Annotated in this window: 22 protein-coding genes, 1 pseudogene and 1 riboswitch; of the genes and pseudogenes, 16 read left to right on the top strand and 7 right to left on the bottom strand. The window is 43.5% G+C overall.

Annotation, left to right across the window (positions count from 1 at the left end; genetic code table 11):
- The first annotated feature begins 330 nt into the window (after positions 1–330).
- On the top strand, positions 331–522 hold the full coding sequence (locus QNI08_RS17225; RefSeq protein WP_285768631.1) for a hypothetical protein: 192 nt from the start codon (positions 331–333) through the stop codon (positions 520–522).
- 133 nt (positions 523–655) lie between these two features.
- Here QNI08_RS17225 and QNI08_RS17220 read toward each other — a convergent pair whose 3' ends face one another.
- Positions 656–1,912, bottom strand: a complete 1,257-nt coding sequence (locus QNI08_RS17220) for a DUF445 domain-containing protein (protein ID WP_285768630.1) — start codon at positions 1,910–1,912, stop codon at positions 656–658.
- A 197-nt stretch (positions 1,913–2,109) separates the two neighbouring features.
- Positions 2,110–3,084, bottom strand: a complete 975-nt coding sequence (locus tag QNI08_RS17215; protein ID WP_285768629.1) for a bile acid:sodium symporter family protein — start codon at positions 3,082–3,084, stop codon at positions 2,110–2,112.
- Positions 3,085–3,421: 337 nt separating this feature from the next.
- On the opposite strand from QNI08_RS17215, the gene QNI08_RS17210 reads away from it, so the two are divergent.
- The 10 genes from QNI08_RS17210 (at position 3,422) to QNI08_RS17165 (ending at position 13,249) form a co-directional block, all read left to right on the top strand.
- Positions 3,422–4,261, top strand: coding sequence for a YitT family protein (locus QNI08_RS17210; protein WP_285768628.1), 840 nt, complete (start codon positions 3,422–3,424; stop codon positions 4,259–4,261).
- Between the two features lie 225 nt (positions 4,262–4,486).
- Positions 4,487–4,672: a hypothetical protein gene (locus QNI08_RS17205; protein WP_285768627.1), complete on the top strand. Its 186-nt coding sequence runs from the start codon at positions 4,487–4,489 to the stop codon at positions 4,670–4,672.
- Positions 4,673–5,021: 349 nt separating this feature from the next.
- Entirely contained in the window at positions 5,022–6,314 is a 1,293-nt protein-coding gene (locus tag QNI08_RS17200; protein WP_285768626.1) for an ABC transporter substrate-binding protein, read from the top strand.
- Positions 6,315–6,436: 122 nt separating this feature from the next.
- Positions 6,437–7,297, top strand: coding sequence for a carbohydrate ABC transporter permease (locus tag QNI08_RS17195; RefSeq protein ID WP_285768625.1), 861 nt, complete (start codon positions 6,437–6,439; stop codon positions 7,295–7,297).
- The gene (locus tag QNI08_RS17190) at positions 7,297–8,115 is read left to right on the top strand and encodes a carbohydrate ABC transporter permease (protein WP_285768692.1); all 819 of its coding nucleotides are present in this window, start codon (positions 7,297–7,299) and stop codon (positions 8,113–8,115) included. The genes QNI08_RS17195 and QNI08_RS17190 overlap by 1 nt, the downstream gene beginning before the upstream one ends.
- Before the next feature lie 57 nt (positions 8,116–8,172).
- Positions 8,173–9,216, top strand: coding sequence for a LacI family DNA-binding transcriptional regulator (locus QNI08_RS17185; protein ID WP_285768624.1), 1,044 nt, complete (start codon positions 8,173–8,175; stop codon positions 9,214–9,216).
- Between the two features lie 219 nt (positions 9,217–9,435).
- A complete protein-coding gene (locus QNI08_RS17180; protein WP_285768623.1) occupies positions 9,436–10,164 on the top strand; it encodes a ThuA domain-containing protein in 729 nt (242 codons plus the stop codon).
- 14 nt (positions 10,165–10,178) lie between these two features.
- Complete coding sequence (locus tag QNI08_RS17175) at positions 10,179–11,201, top strand: Gfo/Idh/MocA family protein (RefSeq protein WP_285768622.1); 1,023 nt, start codon at positions 10,179–10,181, stop codon at positions 11,199–11,201.
- Between the two features lie 17 nt (positions 11,202–11,218).
- The gene (locus QNI08_RS17170; protein ID WP_285768621.1) at positions 11,219–12,259 is read left to right on the top strand and encodes a Gfo/Idh/MocA family protein; all 1,041 of its coding nucleotides are present in this window, start codon (positions 11,219–11,221) and stop codon (positions 12,257–12,259) included.
- A gap of 21 nt (positions 12,260–12,280) precedes the next feature.
- A complete protein-coding gene (locus QNI08_RS17165; protein WP_285768620.1) occupies positions 12,281–13,249 on the top strand; it encodes a sugar phosphate isomerase/epimerase family protein in 969 nt (322 codons plus the stop codon).
- A 72-nt stretch (positions 13,250–13,321) separates the two neighbouring features.
- On the opposite strand, the gene QNI08_RS17160 is transcribed toward QNI08_RS17165, so the two are convergent.
- The 5 genes and pseudogenes from QNI08_RS17160 to QNI08_RS17145 form a co-directional block, all read right to left on the bottom strand.
- Positions 13,322–13,579, bottom strand: a complete 258-nt coding sequence (locus QNI08_RS17160; RefSeq protein WP_285768619.1) for a hypothetical protein — start codon at positions 13,577–13,579, stop codon at positions 13,322–13,324.
- A gap of 166 nt (positions 13,580–13,745) precedes the next feature.
- Positions 13,746–14,453, bottom strand: a complete 708-nt coding sequence (gene rluF / locus QNI08_RS17155; RefSeq protein ID WP_285768618.1) for a 23S rRNA pseudouridine(2604) synthase RluF — start codon at positions 14,451–14,453, stop codon at positions 13,746–13,748.
- Between the two features lie 95 nt (positions 14,454–14,548).
- The gene (locus QNI08_RS22550; protein WP_352231230.1) at positions 14,549–15,034 is read right to left on the bottom strand and encodes a DMT family transporter; all 486 of its coding nucleotides are present in this window, start codon (positions 15,032–15,034) and stop codon (positions 14,549–14,551) included.
- Positions 15,035–15,040: 6 nt separating this feature from the next.
- Positions 15,041–15,445: pseudogene (locus tag QNI08_RS22545) on the bottom strand (DMT family transporter); the annotation flags it as partial.
- An 89-nt stretch (positions 15,446–15,534) separates the two neighbouring features.
- Entirely contained in the window at positions 15,535–16,467 is a 933-nt protein-coding gene (locus QNI08_RS17145; protein WP_285768617.1) for an aldo/keto reductase, read from the bottom strand.
- Positions 16,468–16,723: 256 nt separating this feature from the next.
- Here QNI08_RS17145 and QNI08_RS17140 point away from each other — a divergent pair, with 256 nt between their 5' ends.
- The 5 genes from QNI08_RS17140 (at position 16,724) to QNI08_RS17120 (ending at position 24,049) form a co-directional block, all read left to right on the top strand.
- Entirely contained in the window at positions 16,724–16,897 is a 174-nt protein-coding gene (locus QNI08_RS17140; protein WP_285768616.1) for a hypothetical protein, read from the top strand.
- A 418-nt stretch (positions 16,898–17,315) separates the two neighbouring features.
- Complete coding sequence (locus tag QNI08_RS17135) at positions 17,316–20,057, top strand: GTP-binding protein (protein ID WP_285768615.1); 2,742 nt, start codon at positions 17,316–17,318, stop codon at positions 20,055–20,057.
- 96 nt (positions 20,058–20,153) lie between these two features.
- Positions 20,154–20,259: riboswitch (SAM riboswitch) on the top strand.
- 114 nt (positions 20,260–20,373) lie between these two features.
- Complete coding sequence (locus tag QNI08_RS17130; protein ID WP_285768614.1) at positions 20,374–21,486, top strand: sugar ABC transporter substrate-binding protein; 1,113 nt, start codon at positions 20,374–20,376, stop codon at positions 21,484–21,486.
- A 57-nt stretch (positions 21,487–21,543) separates the two neighbouring features.
- Positions 21,544–23,046, top strand: a complete 1,503-nt coding sequence (locus QNI08_RS17125; RefSeq protein WP_285768613.1) for a sugar ABC transporter ATP-binding protein — start codon at positions 21,544–21,546, stop codon at positions 23,044–23,046.
- Between the two features lies 1 nt (position 23,047).
- Positions 23,048–24,049 carry an ABC transporter permease gene (locus QNI08_RS17120; protein ID WP_285768612.1) on the top strand — a complete coding sequence of 334 codons (1,002 nt, stop codon included), beginning with the start codon at positions 23,048–23,050 and terminating at the stop codon, positions 24,047–24,049.
- Positions 24,050–24,120: the final 71 nt, after the last annotated feature.

Genomic DNA, 24,120 nt, shown 5'->3' with positions numbered 1-24,120 from the left:
AATTGAGCAATTTCATAGTTCTTGTGCAAATAAAGCAATTAAAGAAGAGTATGGGGATTAATATCAATCACCGATATAAATATAAAAAAGCATTTTAGGGGCTTTTATGTCCAGGTCCCAGTTTATCTTATGTTAAATAAGAACCGCGACGGTTTATACCTCATGGATTGGAAAAAGGTCTGAATATCCACCCTATTCTTTAATTAAGCAAGCAAGCAAGCGATTAGTTCTACAAAAAGCGGGTATAAGGTATGGAGCGACCTTTCATTTAATAGCTAGCACTAAGTTTTCTTTATGTTGAATAAGGAGAATTTGGTGGGAGGTGATTAAATGAGGAAAGTCTATGGTATTAAAAGTTTAATAAAGTACCTTGAGTCGGTAAATCAGCCAATTACCGAAGAGGAGATCAATGATCTGATAGTAAATAAAAAGATACCCCATCTGAGACCCATCAATAATTTACTGGTTTTTAATTTAGATCATATTGATGGCTGGCTTCGTGATCAGCCATCCAAACCTTAACTAATTGAAGCCCTGCTTACAAGTGAATTTAAAAGGGAAAAGCCGGCCGAGGTGTTTCATGAAAACCTTGGCCGGCTCCTTTTCTTTTTTATTAGTGGCAAATAGTAAAGGAATCAAACAACTGGTGCAAGGCTTATAATAGCGTAAGCAGGGCTTGGATGCCGGTCAGGATGATCCCGATTATAAAACCGCATACGGCTCCATTCACACGAATCCATTGCAAGTCTTTTCCTACCCCGTTTTCCATCATATCAATCAGCGTTTCGTTGTCTAGCTTATCGAGATTTTCCTGGACTAGATTGCCGATTTGGGTATGATTATTTTCAATGAGAATAGTGATTTGTTTCTGGATCCATAGATCGATGGTGAGGCTGTTTTCTTTCATATTATCCAGTACACGCTGAATGATGGGAGTCAAATAAGCGTCCATGAAATGTTCACCTTCGACAAAATCTAAGGCTTCTTGTTGAATTTGCTGCAGGGTTCCCGTTATTGCTGTCTCAGGCTCCCAATTTGTTATAAGCTGCTCCTTCCATTTTTCAACTCCCTGTACTAGTTCCCTGTTATCGGTAAAGCCTTGAATCTCTTTCCTGATGTATAAAATTAAAGCTTCTCTATTAGGTTCATTTTCATTTTTTAAGTTGTTTACGACACTTAACAGGAGGTTTTGGATGATATTGCCCAGTTTCTCCTCGTTAAGCAAGCTTTGGATCGATTTAACGGCAAACTGAAGCATGCCCTCCAATTCGATCTTGCCGAGTACATCCATGGAAACAGTTCCTAGTTTGTGACCTGTTTGTTTTTGCTTTAACCAATCTTCCGCTTTTTTCAAAACATGGTCCAAAGCCTTCTTATCAAACTCTTCGTTTACTAACTGTGAACTTACTGCATGCAGAATTTTGCTCATATCGATGTTAGAAAGTGAGCCTTTTATTTTTTGTGCAACGAAAGGCGTCACCTTTTCAATATCTATATAACATATCATTTGCTTAATAAGTTTAATCAGGACTTTTCTGAACGTGTCACTTTGTGTTTCTTTCACGATAGTGGGGATCAATTTTTCTGTAAAAGCAATGTTTTTCACTTTGTCCTGAATGCTCTCCTTAGAAAGCCAATCATTTTTCAGCATCGAAACCAACGCCTGGGTCATTCTTTTCCGGTTGTTGGGCAAAAGGGCTGTATGTGGAATTGGAATTCCAAGCGGATGGCGGAATAGTGCTGTGACGGCAAACCAATCTGCCAATCCGCCGACAAGCCCTGCCTCGAATCCTCCGTGTAATAAATCCAGCGGCAAGGAACCTAGAAAGGGAGTGGTTGCAATATATCCCGCTCCCATGATCATTAATGAATACCGAGCTATTTTTCTTGACGATTTTATTTTAGGTAGCATTTTATTCCCTCATCCTTAACATGATATTCCATGATTATCATCGAATCATCAGAGTGTTTTATGTCTTACTTTTATTTAGTAGTATAGCAGGTAGCTCGAAAAATACCCACAACAAGGCAATAGTTCATTTTTCAGTAATGGTTTAGAAGAAAATACACCAACAAAAAAAAGCCGATTATATCAATCGGCCTCCTCTTTTATATGCTTGTTTTAATCGAATCGTTCTTAACATCCGCCTTCATTTTTCTCTCTTTCATGCGGCTGAAAATATAGGCCAATATGGATCCGGATATATTATGCCAAACACTGAAGATGGCACTGGGTACAGCAGCCAAAGGCGAGAAATGGGCGGTGGCTATTGCTACTCCCAGACCGGAATTCTGCATCCCGACCTCCATGGCAACGGCCTTCTGTTTTGCCAAATCCATCCCGCATAGCCGGGCAAAGAAAAAGCCAAGAATAAAACCAAGAACATTATGAAGCACGACGACCGCGAAAATCATCAACCCGGTTTTAGCCAGCTGATCTTGACTGCCTGCGACGACGGCAGAAACGATCAGGACGATCGCAATGACCGATACGAGGGGCAAAGCCTTTGCGCCGGCCTCTGCCTGTTTACCGAAAAACTTCTTGACGATGAATCCAAGCAGGAGCGGGATGATCACGACTTGAATGATGGAAATGAATAACGATCCAATGCTGATATTGACCCATTTGCTTGCCAACAGCAGGATGAGAAGCGGGGTGATGATGGGCGCTAAAATGGTGGATACGGAAGCGATGGCAACCGCAAGCGCAACATTCCCCCGCGCAAGGAACACCATGACATTTGAAGCTGTCCCGCTAGGGCAGCAACCGACCAAAATGACCCCGACCGCCACTTCCTTCGGCAAGTCGAACAGGATTGCCAAAGCAAATGCCAATAACGGCATAATGATGAAGTGTCCTGCCACACCGAGGGCTACCTCTTTCGGTCGCCGGAAAACTTCTTTGAAATCAGCGGCGGACAGTGTAAGACCCATGCCAAACATGACTATGCCCAATAAAGGAACGATGTACGCTCCGATCCATATAAAGTGATTAGGCATGAAATATGCTAGGACTGCAAATATCATGACCCATAAGGTGAATGTTTTCCCAGCAAATGCGCTGACTTTCTCTACTAAACCCATAATGACCTCCTAGATGTTTTAAAATAAATCAATTATAGTTTATATTCAGAATATTTAAAACCCTTTTTGGGCAATAAATTAATGTCCATGCACTTGATCAGTGAATTGGTTTGATAGAAAAAGCGTGAAATTGCCACAAGGTAAAAAAAAGCGGCTGCTTTATTCCGGTTAGAAGAGGAATAGCACAGCCTCCTTTTGCATGTTTCAAAAAGGAGACAATCGGAGAGGGGACAAAAGAAAAAATCTTTGAAGGAATAAGTGGCTTTCCATGTTACTATAGAGCAGTGAAATTAAGCGATCTTTTCACATTAACCATACTTAAAGGAAGGTATTAACCATGAAAAAGATTTCTTCAGATGTTCTCTTTATAGTAATAGGGGCTTTTATATTCGCCCTGGCAATAAACCTTTTCGTTATTCCCAATGAACTAGGGGAAGGGGGAGTCACGGGGATAACGATCATTTTATTTTATCTTTTTGAATGGTCGCCGGGGCTTTTAAGCTTGATTATCAACGCTTTCCTGCTCATTGTCGGGTATAAATATTTGTCCAAAATCACCACGATCTACACGATTGTTGCTGTTGCATTCAACTCGCTTTTCCTTCATTTAACGGAGAATTGGAATATATCTTCCGATGAAATTGTCATCAATGCGATATTTGGCGGCGTGTTTGCCGGAGCAGGAATCGGAATGATCATTCGGGTGGGCGGCACAACGGCCGGTACTACGATCCTAGCCAGAATTACGAATAAGTATTTGGGATGGAGTTTAAGCTATGGCCTTCTGTTTTTCGATTTAATCGTTGCGTTCTCATCTTATTTCATCATTGGCGCAGAGGGTCTTATGCTTACAATCCTAATGCTTTATATTGGAACGAAAACGATGGAATTCATTATTGAGGGCTTGAATCCGAAAAAAGCGATTACGATTATTTCAAATGAAGCGGACCAGATTGCAAGTCAAGTAACCGTATTGATGGACAGAGGGGTAACCGTTTTTAGCGGCCATGGATATTACACGAAAGCTTCCAAGGATATTTTGTATATCGTGATCAGCAAGCAAGAGGTCCTTAAATTAAAAAGGATCGTCAAGGCAACCGATAGCAATGCATTCATCGCCATTCATGACGTCCGTGACGTATTTGGTGAAGGGTTCCTCGATATATCGAAATCTTAATGGATTGCATTTAACTGGCAGACAAAATGGTTTTGGAATGGTTCCATTCCGAAACCATTTTTATATTTCCGAGGGCGGTTAAAGGGAGATTGCCTCAGATTTTGTCTGAATGTGTCATAAAATTTTTTGTTGAATAATCTATATATTCATAATTATTTGTTATATCATGAATTCAGAAGTTTTACATCCTGAGGGGTGCAGCCATTAACAATGGAGGTGTTCAAGATGATTCTTTTGAAAGTGGATGACAGGAAATTTGGGAAAAGCACGATCAAGTATAGTGTAGTAGATAAGGAAACGAATGAATTGATCATCAGCGGCGTGTTTGAAGAATTTGGACAAGCGAGCGATAAATATTATGAATTGAAAGATGAATATGGATCTTCCAATGTGAAGTTGATATTGAAATGAGAGAAGGGGGACCATTGGTTTCCTTTTTTTGTAATAATTAGTTCGGATGATTAATTTAGTGATCGCATATAGGCATAATTGCCGACTTCCGAATCATATAATTAAGGTAAATAGTTTTCTTGAATCCTTTTTTTGCAAAACTCTACAAATTTATTGTAAAGTATGGGATTTGGTGGTAATATAAAGCGCATAAATGTAAACGTTTGCAATAGAACCGTTTGAGGAGGTGATGGTATAGAGTCAGGATAGTCTGTAAATATGATAGATTAAAAGATTTTTATTTTCTTTTTTTATGCAAACGTTTTCTTTAAATTGCATGAATTTTATGAATAAGGGGGAGTCTTTAGGCATGAAGCGTAAAAAATGGTACGGGGGAATCTTTTCTATTTTATTGATATTTAGTGTGATTCTGGCTGGATGTTCTTCTTCCACGGGCGGGGACGGCGGCTCTAAGGATAAAGTGACGCTCGATATATTTCAATTCAAGGTAGAATTCAAATCGCAGTTTGAGGCTTTGGCCAAGCAGTATGAAAAAGAAAACCCTGGTGTGAAAATCAAAATATCGACAGTCGGCGGCGGAAATGATTATAAATCAGCCATTACGGCAAAATTCGCTTCAGGCGAAGAACCAGCCGTTTTTAACATTGGCGGACCGGTGGATGTCGAACAATATAGAGATAGATTGTTAGATTTAAAGGATACGAAAGCGGCAGCAGCTGCCCTCGATGGCACTTTGGATGGTGTGAAAGAGGACGGGCAAGTTCTGGGACTTCCATTCAACCAAGAAGGGTACGGCTTGATTTATAACAAGCGTATCTTTAAAGAAGCAGGAATCAACCCAGAAGAAATCACAAGCTATTCAGCGCTCGAGGCAGCGGTCAAGAAAATCGATTCAAAGAAGGATCAATTGAAACTTGATGCGGTTTTTGCCTATCCGGTCAAGGAGAAGTGGGTGACAGGCAATCACTTATCCAATGTGTTTTTAGCTCCGGAGTTCGACGGGAATGTTTTGGAAGCAAGCAAGTCCCCAACGGTTAAATTCACGGACGGTGATAAGTTCAAGCAACTGGTTGATATCCAAAATAAATATTCCGTCCAGCCGACAGCAAGTCTTGATTATTCCCAACAAGTGGAGGAATTGTTCTCGTTGGAAAAGGTTGCAATCATTCAGCAAGGAAACTGGGTGTATAACACCGTGTACGACATGGATCCAGAACTAGCGGAAAAAGGTATTGGCATCATCCCGATCCCTAATGGGGAAAAAGCTACGGGCATGCCGGTCGGCGTCCCGAACTATTGGGCAGTGAACAAGAAATCCGATGAAAAGGTACAGAAGGAAGCGAAGAAGTTCCTTGATTGGATGTATACATCCGACGAAGGGAAAAAAGCCGTCTTGGAAGACTTCAAATTCATTCCTGCTTATGAAGGATATGATGTAGAAAAGATAGCCGATCCAATTTCGAAGGAAATCTATAAATATTCCCAAGCAGGAAATACGACGGGCTGGGTGTTTAACGGATATCCTGTCGGCTGGAATGATGAACTTGGTGCCAGCGTCCAAAAATACGTAACCGGAAAGCTGACATGGGAGGAATTCGTTAAACAGAACATTGAAAATTGGGAAAAGATCCGCAGTAAATAATGGCTTGAAAATGACCAATCGGCATGAAAGCATGTCGATTGGTTGTTCCTGATTGGATTGCAGCATATCGCTGAATAAACAATACTACCCTACATTATTTCTTCTTAAGGAGGTCGGTTCCGTTGAGAAATCGGGATGCCGCATATTGGCTGTTTTTGACACCTGTTCTTGCTGCACTCATATTGGTGGTGATCGTGCCGCTTATCTACGGTTTTTATTATTCTTTTACGAATTGGAACGGACTTGGAACCCCGGACTTCATCGGACTCAAGAATTATCTTGATTTGTTCACCGATAAAGGGTTTCTGGATACTTTCTGGTTCACCATTAAATTTTCCGTAGCCGCAATCGTGGTCATCAATATCATTGGCTTAAGTTTGGCCCTTATTGTGACTTCGAAAATCAAATCAAGCAACATCCTGCGGACCGTTTTCTTTATGCCCAATTTAATCGGCGGCTTGATCCTCGGGTTTATCTGGCAGTTCATATTCATAAAAGTCTTTGGGGCAATCGGTGATCTAACAGGCATAGAAGCATTCAATGGCTGGCTGTCAACGACTGACACCGGGTTTTGGGGCTTGATCATATTGACTTCCTGGCAAATGGCCGGATATATCATGATCATCTATATCGCCTATCTGCAGGCCGTTCCTGAAGACTTGATCGAGGCGGCAAAAATCGATGGTGCCAACACCTTCCAGCGCTTCCGCCATATTACCTTTCCGCTTGTGGCACCGGCATTTACCGTCAGCCTGTTTTTGACGCTGTCCCATTCGTTCAAGATTTATGATCAAAATCTTTCTTTGACGAACGGTGCTCCTTATAATTCAACGGAAATGGTCGCGATGAATATCGTGAAATCGGCCTTCACGGAAAATGACATGGCCTATGCACAGGCAAAAGCGGTTATCTTTTTCGTGATCGTGGCGGTCGTATCATTGACACAAGTGTATATCAACAAGAAAAGGGAGGTAGAGCTGTGATGAGGGAAAAATGGAAATTGTGGCTGCTTGGCTTCATTGGCTTCATTTTAGCGATTTTATGGCTCTCTCCGTTTTATTTAATGATTGTCAATGCATTTAAAATGAAGCGTGATATTTTTGCCGATACACTTGGCCTGCCGTCGGCATGGACATTCGAAAATTTCGTTCAAGCCTTCGAGCAGCTGGATTTTCTCCGGACATTATTCAATTCTTTATTGATATCGGGTGTGAGCGTGGTCATCATCATCATCTTTTCGGCGATGGCAGCTTATGCACTCTCGCGAAACAAAAGTAAAATAAGCTCCTTGCTTTTCTTCGTGTTTGTAGCAGCGATGCTGATCCCTTTTCAATCCGTAATGATACCGCTAGTTGCCCAATTCGGTCAGTTTGGGATGCTCAATAAGGCGGGATTGATTTTCATGTATTTGGGATTTGGCTGCAGCCTCTCCATTTTCCTCTATCATGGCACCTTGAAGGGGATTCCAGTCTCGTTGGATGAAGCGGCAAAAATAGATGGAGCTAACCGTTTTCAAATATTCTGGCATATCATTTTTCCACTCTTGAAGCCGATGTCCATTACCGTTGGAATCCTGAATGTCATTTGGATATGGAATGACTACTTGCTGCCATCCCTAGTTATAGGCGGCGCGGGCTCTGAGACCATTCCGTTAAAATTGTTTTTCTTCTTCGGGCAATACACGAAGCAATGGCATCTCGCCTTGGCTGGATTAACTTTATCGATCATCCCAGTCATCATTGCGTACTTCTTTGCTCAGAGGCAAATCATTAAAGGGATTGCAGATGGAGCCGTTAAATAACTATTTAAATATAGGGAATATTAAACCATATGCGGTGGACGGGGAGTGTTGATGAAGATGTCTGTAACAATAAAGGACGTCGCCAAAAAAGCGAATGTCGCTCCATCTACGGTATCGCGTGTAATCCATAACAGCCCGGCAATCAGTGAGAAGACAAAGCGAAAAGTACGCAGGGTATTAAAGGAAATGGGCTATCATATGAACGAAAACGCCAGGAATTTGGTCACGAAGTCGACCAAGGCCATCGGCATCGTCATGAAAAGCTCAGCTAAGGAATCACTTTATAATCCCTTTTTTCCAGAGGTGATTCGCGGAATCGGGGACTTCTGCAATAAAGAGGGCTTCAGTCTTTCTTTGACAACGGGTGAAACGGAGGATGCCATCTTCGAGGATGTCGTGAAGATGGTACAAGGCAGAAGAGTGGATGGCATGATTGTCTTATACTCGAAGAAGGATGACAGGGTTGTACCGTATTTGCTAAAGCAGGGCTTTCCGTTTGTATTGATAGGGAAGCCAAGTACGAACATGAGCGGCATCACCTTCATAGATAATGATAATGTTCAAGCAGCAATGGAGGTAACGGAGTTTGTCATCGATCTTGGACATGAGCGGATTGCCTTTTTAGGAGGCAGCCCGGAGTTTGAGGTGATTTCCGACCGCTTGATGGGGTTCCAGCAGGCGGTGGAGCAGGCAGGATTGGCTGTACCTCGGGAATACATTAAACTCATTCCTTTGAATCGGAACGATGGAATTAAGGCAATTGACGATTTACTGGAATTAAAAGAAACACCGACCGCTTTTTTGGTTACGGATCTTTTGTTGGCGGTTCTTTTGCTCGGAGTGCTGGCTGAAAGGAATGTGAAAGTGCCCCAACAGGTCAGTGTCGTCTGTTTCAATCATTCCGAATTCATCGAGTTCTTAAGTACACCGCTGACAACGGTTGATATCCATACGTATCAGCTGGGGTATGAGGCGGCCAAATGTGTATTCGATTTGATTTCAAATCCGGAAATGATGGAAAAAAACATAAGGATTCCTACCAGAATCATTAAGCGTGAGTCACATTTTGCAGTCAAAAAGGAAATTAAAAGAAAAATGTAGAAATGTTTTCCCAATTAAAGCTTGATTTTTATTCACTTAAATTTACAATAAAGATTATCACAATCATTTTTAATAATTCATACTATTTCGTTTAAATAAGGATGTTCGAATATTGGAATGAGCTTCAATCAATTGGAACGCAAACGTTTGCGTTACCGATAATGAGGTATTAATTAAACAAACGAAGAAGGTGTCGAATTCAGAGGGAGGAGATTGTTCATGAGGGTCCTTGTATGGAATGAGTTTCGCCACGAAAAATCCAAGCCTGAAGTCGCAGAAATATATCCCGAAGGAATCCATGGTCTGATTGCTGATTTTTTACAAAGTGAACAGATTGAAGTAAGGACCGCCACTCTTGATGAAGCGGAGCATGGGCTGACGGAAGAAGTACTGAAACAAACCGATGTGCTTCTTTGGTGGGGGCATGTTGCACATGATGAAGTGCGGGATGAAATCGCAGCAAGGGTCCACAACCGGGTACTCGAGGGAATGGGCCTCATCGTTCTCCATTCCGGTCATTTTTCGAAAATCTTCAAAAAATTGATGGGCACGACTTGCGATTTGAAATGGCGTGTCGCCGATGAGAAGGAAAGGCTATGGGTAATGGATCCCAGCCACCCCATCGTTGAAGGAATCGGGGAATATATTGAACTTGAAAAGGAAGAGATGTACGGGGAGCACTTCGATATTCCGGCTCCGGACCAATTGATATTCGTCAGTTGGTTTGAAGGCGGGGAGATATTCCGGAGCGGCTGCACGTATCAAAGGGGAAAAGGAAGGATTTTTTACTTCCGTCCAGGTCATGAATCATATCCGACTTACCATAATCCGCAGATACAGCGGGTCATCAAGAATGCCGTCAAATGGGTCAAGCCGGAGTTTGGCATGGTGACCAATTATGGAAGGTCAGAACCGTTGGAAACCATCTCAGACAAAGAGCTGAAGTGAAGGAGAGAGCATAAATGGTCAAAGTGAAGGTAGGAGTCATCGGATGCGGAAGCATTGCAAAAAATCGGCATTTTCCTGAGTATGAAGCACATCCGCAAACAGAGATCATCGCGGTTTGCGATATCGTGCCAGACAGGGCGAATGCAGCAGCACAAAGGTATGGCGCGCGAGCATATACTGATTATATAGAACTTTTGAAGAATGAGGAAATTGACGCGGTCAGTGTATGTACACCGAACTACCTGCATGCACGCATTACCATTGCGGCACTGGAAGCAGGCAAGCATGTCCTTTGTGAAAAACCGATGGCCACTTCTTTAGATGACGCGGAAAAAATGAATGAAGCTGCAGCGAAAAGCGGAAAAATCTTAATGATCGGCCATAATCAGCGATTCGTTCCCTCGCATCAAAGAGCAAAACAGCTCATTGAGAGCGGTGAGATTGGGAAGGTTTATAGCTTCAGGACGTCGTTTGGACATTCCGGGCCAGAAACATGGAGCGTGGACGGGCGTGAAAGCTGGTTTTTTAAAAAAGATCAGGCTGTCATTGGTGCGATGGGTGATTTAGGTGTTCACAAAGCTGATTTATTAAGGTATATCCTTGGAGAAGAATTTGTTGAGGTGGGGGCGTTTGTAGAAACGACAGCCAAGAAAAATACAGACGTCGATGACAGTGCGGCCTGTATTCTCAGGACGGCGAGCGGTATCATTGGTACCCTTACCGCGAGCTGGTCGTATGCGAAGGAAGACAATGCGACGGTCATATATGCGGAGAAAGCCGTGTTGCGCCTGGAAGACGATCCGACATACTCACTGATCATCCATCATGATAATGGAAAGACGGATAACGTCAAATTAGGGAGCATCCAGACGAATGACTCCGAAGGGCAGCATGACTCGGAAGTGATCAGCCATTTCGTTAAATGCGTGGCGGACAATGAGGAGCCCCTAGTCTCAGGAGTGGAAGGATTAAAATCTTTAAAAGTCATTCTTGGCGCGATGGAATCAAATGCGACCCGCAAAATCATCCGCTTATAAAGGGGTTAACGATCATCATGTACAAATTGAAAATGGGTATTATCGGTGCTGGCGGAATTGCCCAAAAAAGGCATATCCCAGCTTTTCAAAAATTTCAAGACAAGGTAGTATTGTACGCCATTCATGATATAGACGAGTCAAAGGCAAGAGATGTGGCGAGGGAATTTCATATCGAGAAGGTTTTCACCAACTACGCAGACATGTTTGCTGAGGTGGATTGCGTCACGATCGCGACGCCAAACAAATTTCATGCGGAGATTTCGATTGCTGCCCTGCAAGCAGGCGTACATGTTCTCTGCGAAAAGCCGATGGCGATTACGACCGAGGAGTGCAAGGCAATAACCGAGGCCGCCAATCTATCGGGTAAAGTGCTGTCAACCGCTTATCATTACCGTTTCATGAAGGAAGCGCAGGCCGCCAAGAAAATGATCCAGGCAGGTGAAATCGGTGAGCCCTATGTTGCGCGTGTACAGGCAATCAGGCGGCGCAAAGTCCCTGGCTGGGGCGTCTTCACCAGCAAGGAATTGCAAGGCGGAGGAAGCGTGATCGATTACGGCTGCCATTTGCTTGATTTGGCTTTATGGTTGATGGATGACCCGGAACCGATTGAAATTGTAGGCTCGACATATAATTATGTCAGTAAGGGAGTCGACCAGGTCAATCTTTGGGGGAATTTCGATGCCTCGGTCTTTGAAGTGGATGACCATGCCACGGCTTATATCAAATTTTCCAATGGCGCATCTTTATTGTTCGAAACCTCATGGGCCGCGAATATTCGTGAGGAAGCAACGGTTTTGAGCTTGTCCGGAACCCAGGGCGGACTGGATGTTTTCCCATTAGTCCTGAACCAGGCAAAGCACGGCATGCTTTTGAACAGTGAAGCCGTGTGGATGCCAGGGGAGGATACACCGGACTTGCAACAGGCGGAAAACTTTATCAATAGCTGCTTGGGGCTTGTGGAACCGTTGGTAAAACCGGAAGAGGCCATGAAAGTTTCGAAAATAATTGAAGCCATTTATCAAAGCTCAGCAAGTGGGAAGGTCATGAGCATTAATTAAATAAAAGGTGAGGTGGGGCTTGTGAAATTAGGAATCTTTACAGTATTATTTGCTCAAAAATCATTCGAGGATATGCTTGATTATGTAGCAGATTCCGGGTTAAAAACAGTCGAAATCGGTACAGGCGGGTATCCAGGCAATGTCCACTGTCCCCTCGATGAACTTCTGGAAAGTGAAGAAAAGCGTCAAAAATACTTGGAATCCATTCAGTCAAGAGGATTGTCGATCAGTGCGTTCAGCTGTCACGGCAATCCAATCTCACCGGATGAGGCATTCGCCAAAGAAAGTGACGAAACACTGATCAAAACAATTAAGCTCGCATCCCTGCTCAATGTCCCTGTCGTCAATACCTTTTCAGGTACAGCCGGTGATCACGAAGGGGCAAAACATCCAAATTGGCCTGTTGCACCTTGGCCTAATGAATATTCAGAAGTGCTGAAGTGGCAGTGGGAAGAAAAATTAATTCCTTATTGGAAAAAAGTTGCGGCCATAGCCGATGAACATCATATAAAGATCGGTCTTGAGCTGCATGGTGGATTTCTCGTTCACACACCCCATACACTGTTAAAATTGCGCGAAGCCACATCTGAGGCAATCGGTGCAAACCTTGACCCAAGCCATCTTTGGTGGCAGGGCATCGAGCCGGTTGGCGCCATCAAGATTCTTGGCAAAGCGGGAGCAATTTACCACTTCCATGCCAAAGACACATACTTGGATCAGGATAACATCAATATGTATGGATTAACCGACATGCAGCCATACGGGAATGTCCAAAGCCGTGCCTGGAACTTCCGCTCGGTAGGGTGCGGACACAGCCTGCAGGAATGGTCCGATATCATGAGCGCCCTCCGTACATACGGATACGATTACGTCGTCAGCATCGAGCACGAAGATCCGTTAATGTCAGTCGAAGAAGGGTTCCAGAGAGCAGTAACCAATTTAAAAACGGTCCTCATCAACGAAAGCCCTACAGATTTATGGTGGGTATGAACAAACGATATTAAGCAGCCTTAAGCAGGTTGCTTTTTATTATGACTGAAGAGAAATAGTAAGACATCCGCGCTAAGTCCAAACTGACGAGTAAATTGCTGAACTCGCGAGTAAAATCGCTGAATTGGCGAGTAAAATCGCTGAATTGGCGAGTAAAATCGCTGAATTGGCGAGTAAACCGCTGAATTGGCGAGTAAAATCGCTGAATTGGCGAGTAAAATCGCTGAATTGGCGAGTAAACCGCTGAACTCGCGAGTAAATCGCTGAATTGGCGAGTAAAATCGCTGAATTGGCGAGTAAAATCGCTGAATTGGCGAGTAAAGCAGCCAAACTGGCGAGAAAACCCTCCTACTCCTCGAAAACAAGCATCAAACTGTTGAAAAAGTGCTCCAAGCTCGTCAGTCAAGCATGAATTACATATGAAAACTTCCTTTATTTATGAGTAATCCTTTTAAACAACTAAAAAATGCCCCTAAATAGGGGGCATCTTCGGGTTTCATCTTTGCCTAGGTGTATAATCGAGTTCGGTGAACAGTTCCTTCAGTTCATCCTCCGTCAAATCACGCCATTGTCCGAGCGCAAGTCCGTCTAGATGGATGTTCATGATCCGGATTCGGTGCAAATCACGAACTTCATAACCTAACGCTGAACACATGCGGCGGATTTGTCTGTTCAGTCCTTGCATCAAAGTAATGTTAAAGGTATATTTGTTCAATTGTTCTACTTTACATGGAAGTGTTTTTGTATCCAAAATCTCTACTCCGGATGACATCTCCTTAATGAAAGAAGCGGTAAGCGGCTTATCGACGGTTACGATATATTCTTTTTCATGTTTGTTTTCTGCTCGAAGGATTTCATTTACGATATCGCCGTCATTAGTAAGCAGGATCAGTCCGCTTGAGTCTTTATCGAGCCGGCCAATATGAAAAATGCGGAGCGGATGATTGACAAAATCAACAATGTTTCCTTTGATATGCTTTTCCGTCGTACTAGTAATCCCGATCGGTTTATTCAAGGCGATATAGACATTTTGCTGTTCCACTTTTATCGGTTTGCCATCTACACGAACATCATCGCCCGGTTGGGCTTGACTGCCAAGCTCGGCTACAGCTCCGTTTATCGTTACACGGCCCTCTGCTATCCATTTATCAGCGCCTCGTCTCGAGGTGATTCCTGATTCACTAATATATTTATTGATCCTCAATTAAAGCACACCTTTTCATTCGAATTTTCTTCTTTAAAGGATAACGTAAACAATGCCCGATAGACAAGGGGGGTTGCGAATTTCCGGATATTTTATTACATGGTTTTCGTGACATGCCGATTTGGCGTTTTCCTTTTGGTTGTCAAATAGACACCAATGAAGACGAGAAGACCGCCAAGGACTTGGGCGCTTGTGATTGGTTTGCCTGTCATGAGGCTCAGGATGGCAGTAAAGACGGCAATCAGGTTGAGATAAATACCAGCTTGGCTGGCCTTGATGTGGAGAAGCGATATATTCCAGAAAATGAATGAGCAGACGGATGGGAAAATTCCAATATAGATGAGACCTTCAATGGCCCTACCGCTTAAATGAAAATTCAACCCAGAGCCAATGGCAAAGGGGGCTATGAGAATCAATGCGAGAAAAACAGAGACGGCAGTGGCTGAAATGATCGGGATGTTTTTCAGTTTTTTGCCGATTATCGAATAAAAGGTCCAAACGAGAATCGCTAGGAGCATCAATAAGTCTCCTTTATTAAAATTGAGCTTGAAGATCTCCAGGATGTGTCCCTTCGTTAACACCAATAAAACGCCACATAAGGATATGCTTAGTCCAAGTGCATGATGGGAGGTGATTTTCTCCTTTAACAGCATGGCGGACACAAGTGCGATTAAGGCAGGGTTCATTGAATTGACAAGTGCAGCGTTCATGGGCGAAGTTTAGGTCAGTGCCCAATAAAGGAAAAAATTATAACTGATGATACCGAGCAATCCCAATGCTAATAGCAATTTCCAGGCCTGCCATACACTCCTCCAGCTCGGCTTTTCAATCCATTGTGCTAGCGGAAATAATAACAAAAGGGCAATCAGCCACCGCATGAATGTCAGTTGGATTGGGGGCAGCTCCAATACGACGTATTTGCCAAAAATATAATTGCCAGCCCAAAATAAATTGGCCAGGACAAGAAATAAGGTAGTGGTAGATGTTTTCATTAGTAAGCCTCTTCCGTTATAGCTTTATATGGAGAAAAAGCTGCTCAGCTTGTGCTGAACAGCCTTTCCTTATCCGTTAATAAGCAGGTTCATGCGAAGATGGCGCTGATTTCGGCAATTTCATCCATGGTTAGCTCGACATCCAAGGCCTTTAAGTTGCGTGTGACCTGTTCCGGTTTCTTTGCTCCGGGAATGAGGACGTCGATCGAGTGACGGGTCAAATACCAAGCAAGGACGACGTCGGCAACATCAGCATTCTTCCTGCTGGCAATGGTACGGACTTCTTCCACTTTTTGCAGGTTGCTGACAAATTCCTGTCCTTGGAAGAGTGGGCTTTGGGCGCGCCCATCCTCGAATTTCGATTCTTGATTATATTTACCGCCAAGCAGACCGGAAGCAAGGGGGAAATAGGGAATGAAAGAGATGTTGTTTTCAGCTGTATATGGCAGCAAGTCTAATTCAGCCTCGCGTTTGAATAAGTTATATTCGGATTGGAGGACATCGACATAACCGTCTTTATTCGCTTCTTTTAATTGCTCGAATGAAAAGTTGGAAACGCCGATTGCCTTGATTTTCCCCTCATCCCTCAATTCCTTCAAGGCGCCTACCGCTTCATCCTTCGGTGTGCCTTCATCAGGAAAATGGATATAGAATAAGTCGATATAATCGGTTTGCAGTCTTTTCAAGCTCGATTCCACGGCGCTTTTCAAGAAGGCGGGAGAATTATCGAGCACGACTTTGCCGTCGACGAATTTATGTGCGCCTTTAGTGGCAAGAACTACGTTTTCACGTTGGCCCGACTCTTTCAGGATTTCTCCTATAATTTCTTCCGATCGTTCAGGACCGTAAATGAAGGCTGTGTCCCAAAAATTAATTCCCTCTTCCAATGCCGTTCTTAAGACATTCCTTCCAGTGTCCTCGCTTAAATTGGGAAAGAGGTTGTGCCCGCCAATGGCATTTGTGCCAAGGCCAATCGGGTTAACGAACAAATCTGTTTTGCCAATACGGGTTTGCTTAGACATACTTCTTATCATCTCCTTTCCACTCATCATAACAAAAAGGTAGTAGATATTTCCAAAATAAAGCAATGACTATCGCAATTAAATTATGCCATAAAGCGGTAGCCTCATCAGATTTCGCCATAAAGGAGCAGGAAATCAGTCGCCTTTTGGCGAAGGTTCCTTTATTCAGGGATAATAGGAACCGGAATAATTCCCTATTATCTTTATAACAGCAACTATATTATAATGGAGGCAGAACACTAAAGGAGATAACAGGATGTCTGAAAATAAAAAATTAAGCTTGGCAGATGCGGTTAAACAAAAACTGGCTCAAAAGCAGGCAGGTTCAAGTAAAGATAAACTGGAAACCGGCGTAGTGAAGAAAACGAAACCGCTTAAAAGCCAGTTGACCAAAAAGCCGAATAACCAACGTAAGCGCACAGGGGTATAATCCTTATTCGTCAGGGGACAACGACTGTTCGGAGCTTATTAAAGAGCAGTGACCTTTCATGACGAAAAGTTGCTGCTTTTTTACATTTTCCACGCAAGAATTATTATTCGTTTTTAAGTGGTTCAAGGTTCGGATATTCCCATGTGGCATGGATCAGAACTGAATAAAACATATTTTCACGAATATGGAAATACCTTCTCTGTAACGGTTTATTAAAATCATTACAATTCGATCCGCTTCTGTTTTAAAATTGTAAGAGTGGTGACATCTTGTTACCATATTGTTTTGTTAAAATAACATTTTAAGGTTTTACTAATAATTTTCTTACCTAAAGGAACGTATAGAGCAGAGAGCGCTTGCTCGGAAAATGAGTGAACATCCTTTAAATGAAAATATGAAATATATCGGGGGAATAAAGATGGACGAACGTCTTATCGAAAAAAAATATTATGAAACGATGATTGAGGATGCAGCCAAGCATCCGATTCAAGCATTGGGTGAAATGTTCCTTGTGGAACAAAAAAAGGAAAGGGCGGATCTAACCGCAATTCGATATGCGCAAGGAGAAGTATATTTTCAGCATCATGATTATGAAGCAGCCATTTTTAAATGGGAAAACATCGAAGGCGAGCTTGGTGCGTGGGCTAAGAAGAATATTGCTGATGCCTATTTTGAATTAGAAATGTATTCAACGGCAGAGGATATTTATAAATCTGTAAATACAGATGAAGCGGTTTTGAAAACCGAGGTTCTTCTGCAATTGTTTTCCCTTTACATAGTGGAATCGAGAAATGATCTGGCGTCCAAAGTCGTGAAGGAAGCCGTTGAGTTCCATCCGGATTATCCGAATGTCACCGAAATCGCACGCGCCTTCTTCGAAGAACAAAAGGATTGGAATAGTGCGGTGGTTCTGGCGTCTGACGAAAGTATCCGTACGCATTCAATGAGTTGGTTTGATGTGCTGAAAACCTATATCCAGCAGGGTGTGGTACAATCGATGGCTCCTGATTATTTTTCAACGGTCCTGGGGTCGCTATATGCGCTCGACCAGAATCGTTTCGAAAAGATAACGGTTGCCCTCTGGAAAAATTATAAATATACCGATTCATATTTCGATTGGCTCAAAGTGATTAATAACTTGATAGATACGATTGAATTAAGCCAAGGAGACGTGTGGGAAGATCTTACCGTCCTTTACCGGGATGCCTATGCAGGTCTTTTGGAGGGAACGCATTTAATTAAGGACCTGAGTCCGGTCGTGCCAAGGCTCCTGGAAAACTGGCTGAAAATTGCAGAAGGGGAGCTTTCGTTATTTGCAGCAGCCTCCGCGTTGTCCTGGAATGAAATTTTCCCAGATACAATCAATGCGCTGGTCATTCAGGATGCAGAAAGTCTGTTGGCGAAGTCCCCTAAATTGGGAGGCGGTCTCGAAGCGGGTGAAAAACTTTTCCGTTCGATCATCCAGTGGGCGGAAGATAATGATCTAAAAGTCGGCAATAAGCTGAAGTGGATGGTCGAGGGTCTTAAAGATACGGGCAACTTCAATCTACTGCTTGTGGGAAGTGCAGGCAACGGTAAGACATCCTTCATCCAATCCATTGTCGGAGAAAGTATTGCCGCCGAGGATCATTCGTCCTTGGTCAGTGTTAAAGACGGCGATGAATTGGAAATCTTCGAAATCACCGACACAGAGCGCAGAGCTGTGGCGGAACTGACGGATTTGGACGAAACTCGCCGTCAGCGCGGGACGATCGTCGATGTTACCCTCATTAGTGACTATCTGAAGAATAATCGCCTGCGCCTGTTGGATACACCGGGATTCAATGGAGAAAAAAGCGTGGAATCAGATTTCCAAGCCTATTTGCATGGCAGTGATGGTCTGTTATTCGTCCTTGACGCCCGTGCTCCCTTCACCGGCAGTGAACGCGATCTGTTGTTGGAGATTCAAAAGCTGGCTCCGAAGCTGCCGATTCATTTCTTGTTGAATAAGATGGATACGATTTATAGCGATCAAGTGGCAGTGCGGATGGAGGACGAAACGTGGGATAAGGTGAATTCATATTTCCCTAATGCGAAAGTTTTTGCCTTCTCCAAGCTATACGATAACAAGCAGCAGCTGAAGGACCTTTCTGCATTCCTTCAATCGAATTACCAAGATGGCAGTTGGATCGAGAGAAGATCTGAAAAAATCCTTTCGTTCATTCGCAAAACACTATCATATCTTTTAGAAAAACGGGCAGCCAACGAACGGAAATGCGAGCATTCCATCTCTTGGAATGAACAGATGGAAATCAAGCTGAATGGTGCCGTGAACCAGCTGGCGGATTTGGAAAAAGAAAAAAGCGAAAACATCATCAGGGCGTATCGTTTGCTTAAGGATGAAGTGAAAAATCAGCTTTCTTCCAAGATTCCTGAATTATTGAGGGATTGTTCTAAATCATTAACGGAAAGCAGTGATTTCAGCCAGGTTCATATCGAATTGAATCAGGAAATGAATGATCGGATTCAAGCCTTCATATCCGATAAGATCATGCCGCAATATTACCGTTCGCTGCAAGACTGGATTGCCAGCTCCCAAATGGAGTTCTCACAAAGCCAACAGTTTATGGATGAGATGAGTTCGGGATTCAATGAACTGTACAAAGAAGAACGGATCATGCTTGCTGGGGACTTCAGGGTATTGGATGACTGGCGCCGTGATGCGGATCGGATGACAAGCAGCATCCGCATCGAAAACGTCAATATTTTATTGCGCAGGACACCATCGCAGCTGCTGCTTAAAGGTGCAGGAAAACTATTTGGGGCAATCCCGCAAAATAAAGCCAATTTGTACAATCGTTATAAGAAATACTTGGAAGGCGAAGATTATCAGGATGTAGCGGAGATGATCACGGAACGCTTCCTGACCCAATTCGGTTTGTTTGAAAAGTCCTTGGATCGGGACATCGCGCTTTTCTATCGCAGTTCATTTGCCTTACTGCAAAAAACGATCGAGCAAACGCAGACAGAAATTAAAGATTATCAAGCGGCATTGGAGCATATGAGGGAAAATCCTGAAGTTTACCGTGATCCCATCACTCTATTCGAAGTGAAATTGCGCCAGCTGGAAAGACTCGAAAAAATCGAGAAAAAGCGTCTAGCCCAACTTCAAAGAAAATAAATAGTTACGGAGAACATTTCAAATATTCAAATATCTATTGACTTTACGATTATATCCCTATAAAGTGGTAATTACGAAAAACGTAACATAATATATCTCTTATCAAGAGTGGCGGAGGGACTGGCCCTAAGATGCCCAGCAACCGTTCCATTAGGAATTGGTGCTAAATCCTGCAAAACAGAAATGTTTTGACAGATAAGAGAGGGACAAGTCTGCAAAACAGCTGATTAAACCTCTCTATTACTAGAGAGGTTTTTATTTTAGGTTTTACACCAACTTGACAGATAAGAATAATCAAAGAATATGGGGGAAAAAGATGAGAAAGTCTATTAAAGCGGCATTCATTACAGCTATCGCTTCTGCACTGCTTTTAACTGGTTGCTCTTCAGGACAAAGTTCAACAGCACCGAAGAAAGAAGAAAAGGTATCATTTGAAAATGTACCGGAAAGATTCGCAGATGGGAATGGAGCGAAAATCAAGGTCATCCGTAAAATAGGGGGAGATGATCATACGGCTCAATACCTCGCCGGAGCGAAGGAAGAAGGAGAAAATCTCGGGTTCCAAGTGGATACATATACAGCGAATGGTGATACGGCAAAATTCCATGACGCAATAGCCCAAGCTTTGCAGCAGGATTATGATGGCTATGTCATTTCCCATGGCGATGATGCAGCAACGGTCAATGATGTTCAAAAATTGGTTGATGCAGGAAAAAGCGTGGTCACCTTCGACTCCATAAGCGATTTATCCAAGATAGACGGCGTGACATTAACTTCACAGGATGATGAAGCGCTGGCAACGCTTGCTTTGGATAAGTTGATAGAAGAACAGAAGGGTAAGGCGGCAATTGCCTATCTGTGGGTTGATGGTTTCCCGCCAATGGTGAGAAGAAATGCCGTCTATCAGGAAAAATTAAAAGAAAACCCTGGTATAAAAGAAGTCGAAAGATTCGGGGTTGCAGCTGCCGATACTTCGGTTCAAACACAAAATGCAGTAGCCGCAATGCTGAATAAATATCCTAAAGGTAAATTGGATGCCATTTTCGCAACATGGGATGCCTTCGCTATCGGGGCAGCCCGTGCGATAAAAGAAGCTGGCCGCGATGAGGTGAAGATTTACGGAATTGACGTATCCAATGCTGATCTACAGGAAATCCACTCCGCTGATAGCTCATGGTCCTATACGGCAGCGGTCGACCCGAAGTTGATCGGTGCAGTGAATATGAGGATCTTGGCAAAAAAATTAGCGGGCGAGGATACGCCGCAAACCTATGATTTAGAAGCTTCGCTTATTTCACAAAAGCAAATCCAGGCTTCAAAAGAAGCGGTGAACATGACAAATCTATCGGGAATCGTCGACGGATGGGGCGAATCCAGCGCATTTGAAGAAGATTGGATGAAAGTCTTGAAAGATCACTATAAAAAGTAAAAAGGGGCACTCTCTTTCCTATGAAGGGGGGTGTCTGTTCAGGTAGGGGGAATGGACATGGGCACACGGTTGGAAATGAAGGGCATTTCGATTGAATTTCCTGGCGTAAAAGCGCTGAGTGATGTGGATTTTTCGGTTCATTCAGGCACTGCTCATGCATTGGTAGGTGCAAATGGAGCAGGGAAATCCACGTTAATGAAAGTTTTATCTGGGGCACATGTTCATTATACAGGTGACATTTGTCTGGATGGGCTGAAGCAGGAAATCCGTTCGCCAAAGGAAGCGCAGGAACAAGGCATTCAAATCGTGTATCAGGAAGTGGATACCGCACTCATCCCATACTTAACAGTCGGAGAAAATGTAATGATGAATGAAATGGTCCAAAACATGGGCAAGAGACAGCTTGTCAAATGGAAAGAGCTACACAGCGCGGCAACTCGGATTCTTGAAGATATGAAAATTGATGTGCCTTCGAAAAAATTGGTCAAAGATCTGACCTTAGCCCAGAAGCAGATGGTTTTAATAGCAAGGGCCGTTTCGACTGAATGCAAATTCTTGATTCTCGATGAACCGACTGCCCCTTTAAGCCATAAAGAAACGAAGGAACTTTTTCGAATAGTCAATGGGTTAAAGCAAAAGGATGTGGGAATCATTTTCATTTCCCATCGTCTCCCGGAAATTTTTGAGATTTGTGAAAAAATCACGGTCATGAGGAATGGCGAGCGAGTCACTTGTCGGGCGATGGTCGACGTCACCCAGAATGAAGTGGTTGAACTCATGCTGGGGAAAACGTTGGATGAACAATTCCCGGAGGTGAATGCAGCAATTGGCGGCGTCGTATTGGAAGTGAAGCGGGTATCAGATGCAGGGAAGATTAAGCAGGTCAGCCTGCATTTGAAGGCTGGGGAGATAATCGGCTTAGCAGGCTTGGTCGGTGCCGGGAAAACGGAGCTGTGTAAAGTCCTGTTTGGACATACTCCGATTATTACTGGCGAAGTGATTCTTAATGGCAGGAGACTTACCATGAAAACTCCGCATGATGCCGTAAAAAACGGTTTGGCACTTGTGCCGGAGGAACGCCGGAAAGAAGGGGTCCTCGTTCAGGAATCGGTTACGGCTAACTTGACTGCAGCCAGCATCGGCACATTCTCGAATGCCTTTAGCTTCGTTGATCGCAAGGCGGAAAAGGAAAAAGCGAGGGAGATGATCGCGATTCTGGGCATCAGGACTTCATCGGGAGATGCAATGGTCGAGAACCTTTCGGGTGGCAATCAGCAGAAGGTCGCAATCGGGAAGTGGCTTATAGCCGATGCGGATGTTTACATATTCGATGAACCGACAAAAGGTGTAGATGTTGGCGCCAAAAAGGATATATTCGAATTGATCGCGAAGCTGGCCAGGAATGGGAAGGCGGTCATTTACGCATCCTCGGAGCTGTCCGAAATCATTGGCATTACCAATCGGACATATGTGTTATACGATGGAGCAACGGTCATTGAACTACAAACAAACAAAACCAATGAAGAAGAACTATTATTCTATTCAACAGGAGGAAACTAAGATGAGTACAACTATTCCTGTTACAGAAATACGAAAAAAACGAAAGGTGGATGTGTTCGGATTTTTTTATAAATACGGTACGATAATGACGATTATCCTTTTAATTGGTATCTTTGCTGCATCCAATCCATCTTTCATTCAAACCAACAATCTGATCAATATCCTGCGTTCGATATCAATCGTGACGATCATTGCGATCGGTATAACGATATCTTTAACGGTGGATGGATTTGACCTTTCCGTGGGTTCTGTCGCTTCATTGGCCAATGCCATCGTCATATCCATGTTTGTCTGGTTTTCACAGGATACCTTGATTGCCATATTGGCTGCAATCGGGGCCTCACTTGCCGTAGGTGCCCTGAATTCTTTCATGATCGTTAAATTGAGGATCCCTGACATGCTGATGACGTTGGCGACGATGTTCATTATTCAAGGCATCGCCCTTACCTATACAAAAGGGGCGACGATCTCGCAAAATATGGTCATGCCAGATGGGAATTTCGCGACTGGCCTGATCAGCCCGCTTTTTTCCAAAGTGGGCCAAGTCCCATGGATTATCTTGATCATGGCCTTCATAGTTGTGGCGACGCATGTTTTTTTGACGTATACGAAGCACGGTCGTTATATGTACATAATCGGGGGAAATAAGGAGGCAGCGAGGCTTTCCGGGATAGCGGTCAATAAGTACAAGGTGCTGGCCTATCTCCTTTCCGCTTTATTTGCCGCCATAGGGGGGATTGTTCTTGCTTCAAGGGTCATGACGGCTGAAATCAATTCAGGATCACCTTATTTAATGGATGCCGTTGCAGCTGCCTTCATAGGGTCCTCCGTCTTGGGGGCCGGTAAACCGAATGCCTTCGGAACCTTCATTGGAGCCGTACTGATCGGAATCCTGCAAAATGGGCTCATCATGATGTCTGTGCCTTATTATGCGATGGATATCGTCAAAGGAACCGTGCTGGCCCTTGCGCTTGCAATCACCTACTACAAACAAAATCATTGAATAAAAATCAGCCCCCTTGCCATCCGGAGCAGGGGGGCTGATTTTTATTGTCGCATGAAATGCTACGTACA

This window comes from Peribacillus folii, assembly GCF_030271255.1.
Taxonomy (GTDB): domain Bacteria; phylum Bacillota; class Bacilli; order Bacillales; family DSM-1321; genus Peribacillus.
Note: the sequence above shows the minus strand (reverse complement) of the source record. Positions and strands in the feature narration are given on the sequence as shown.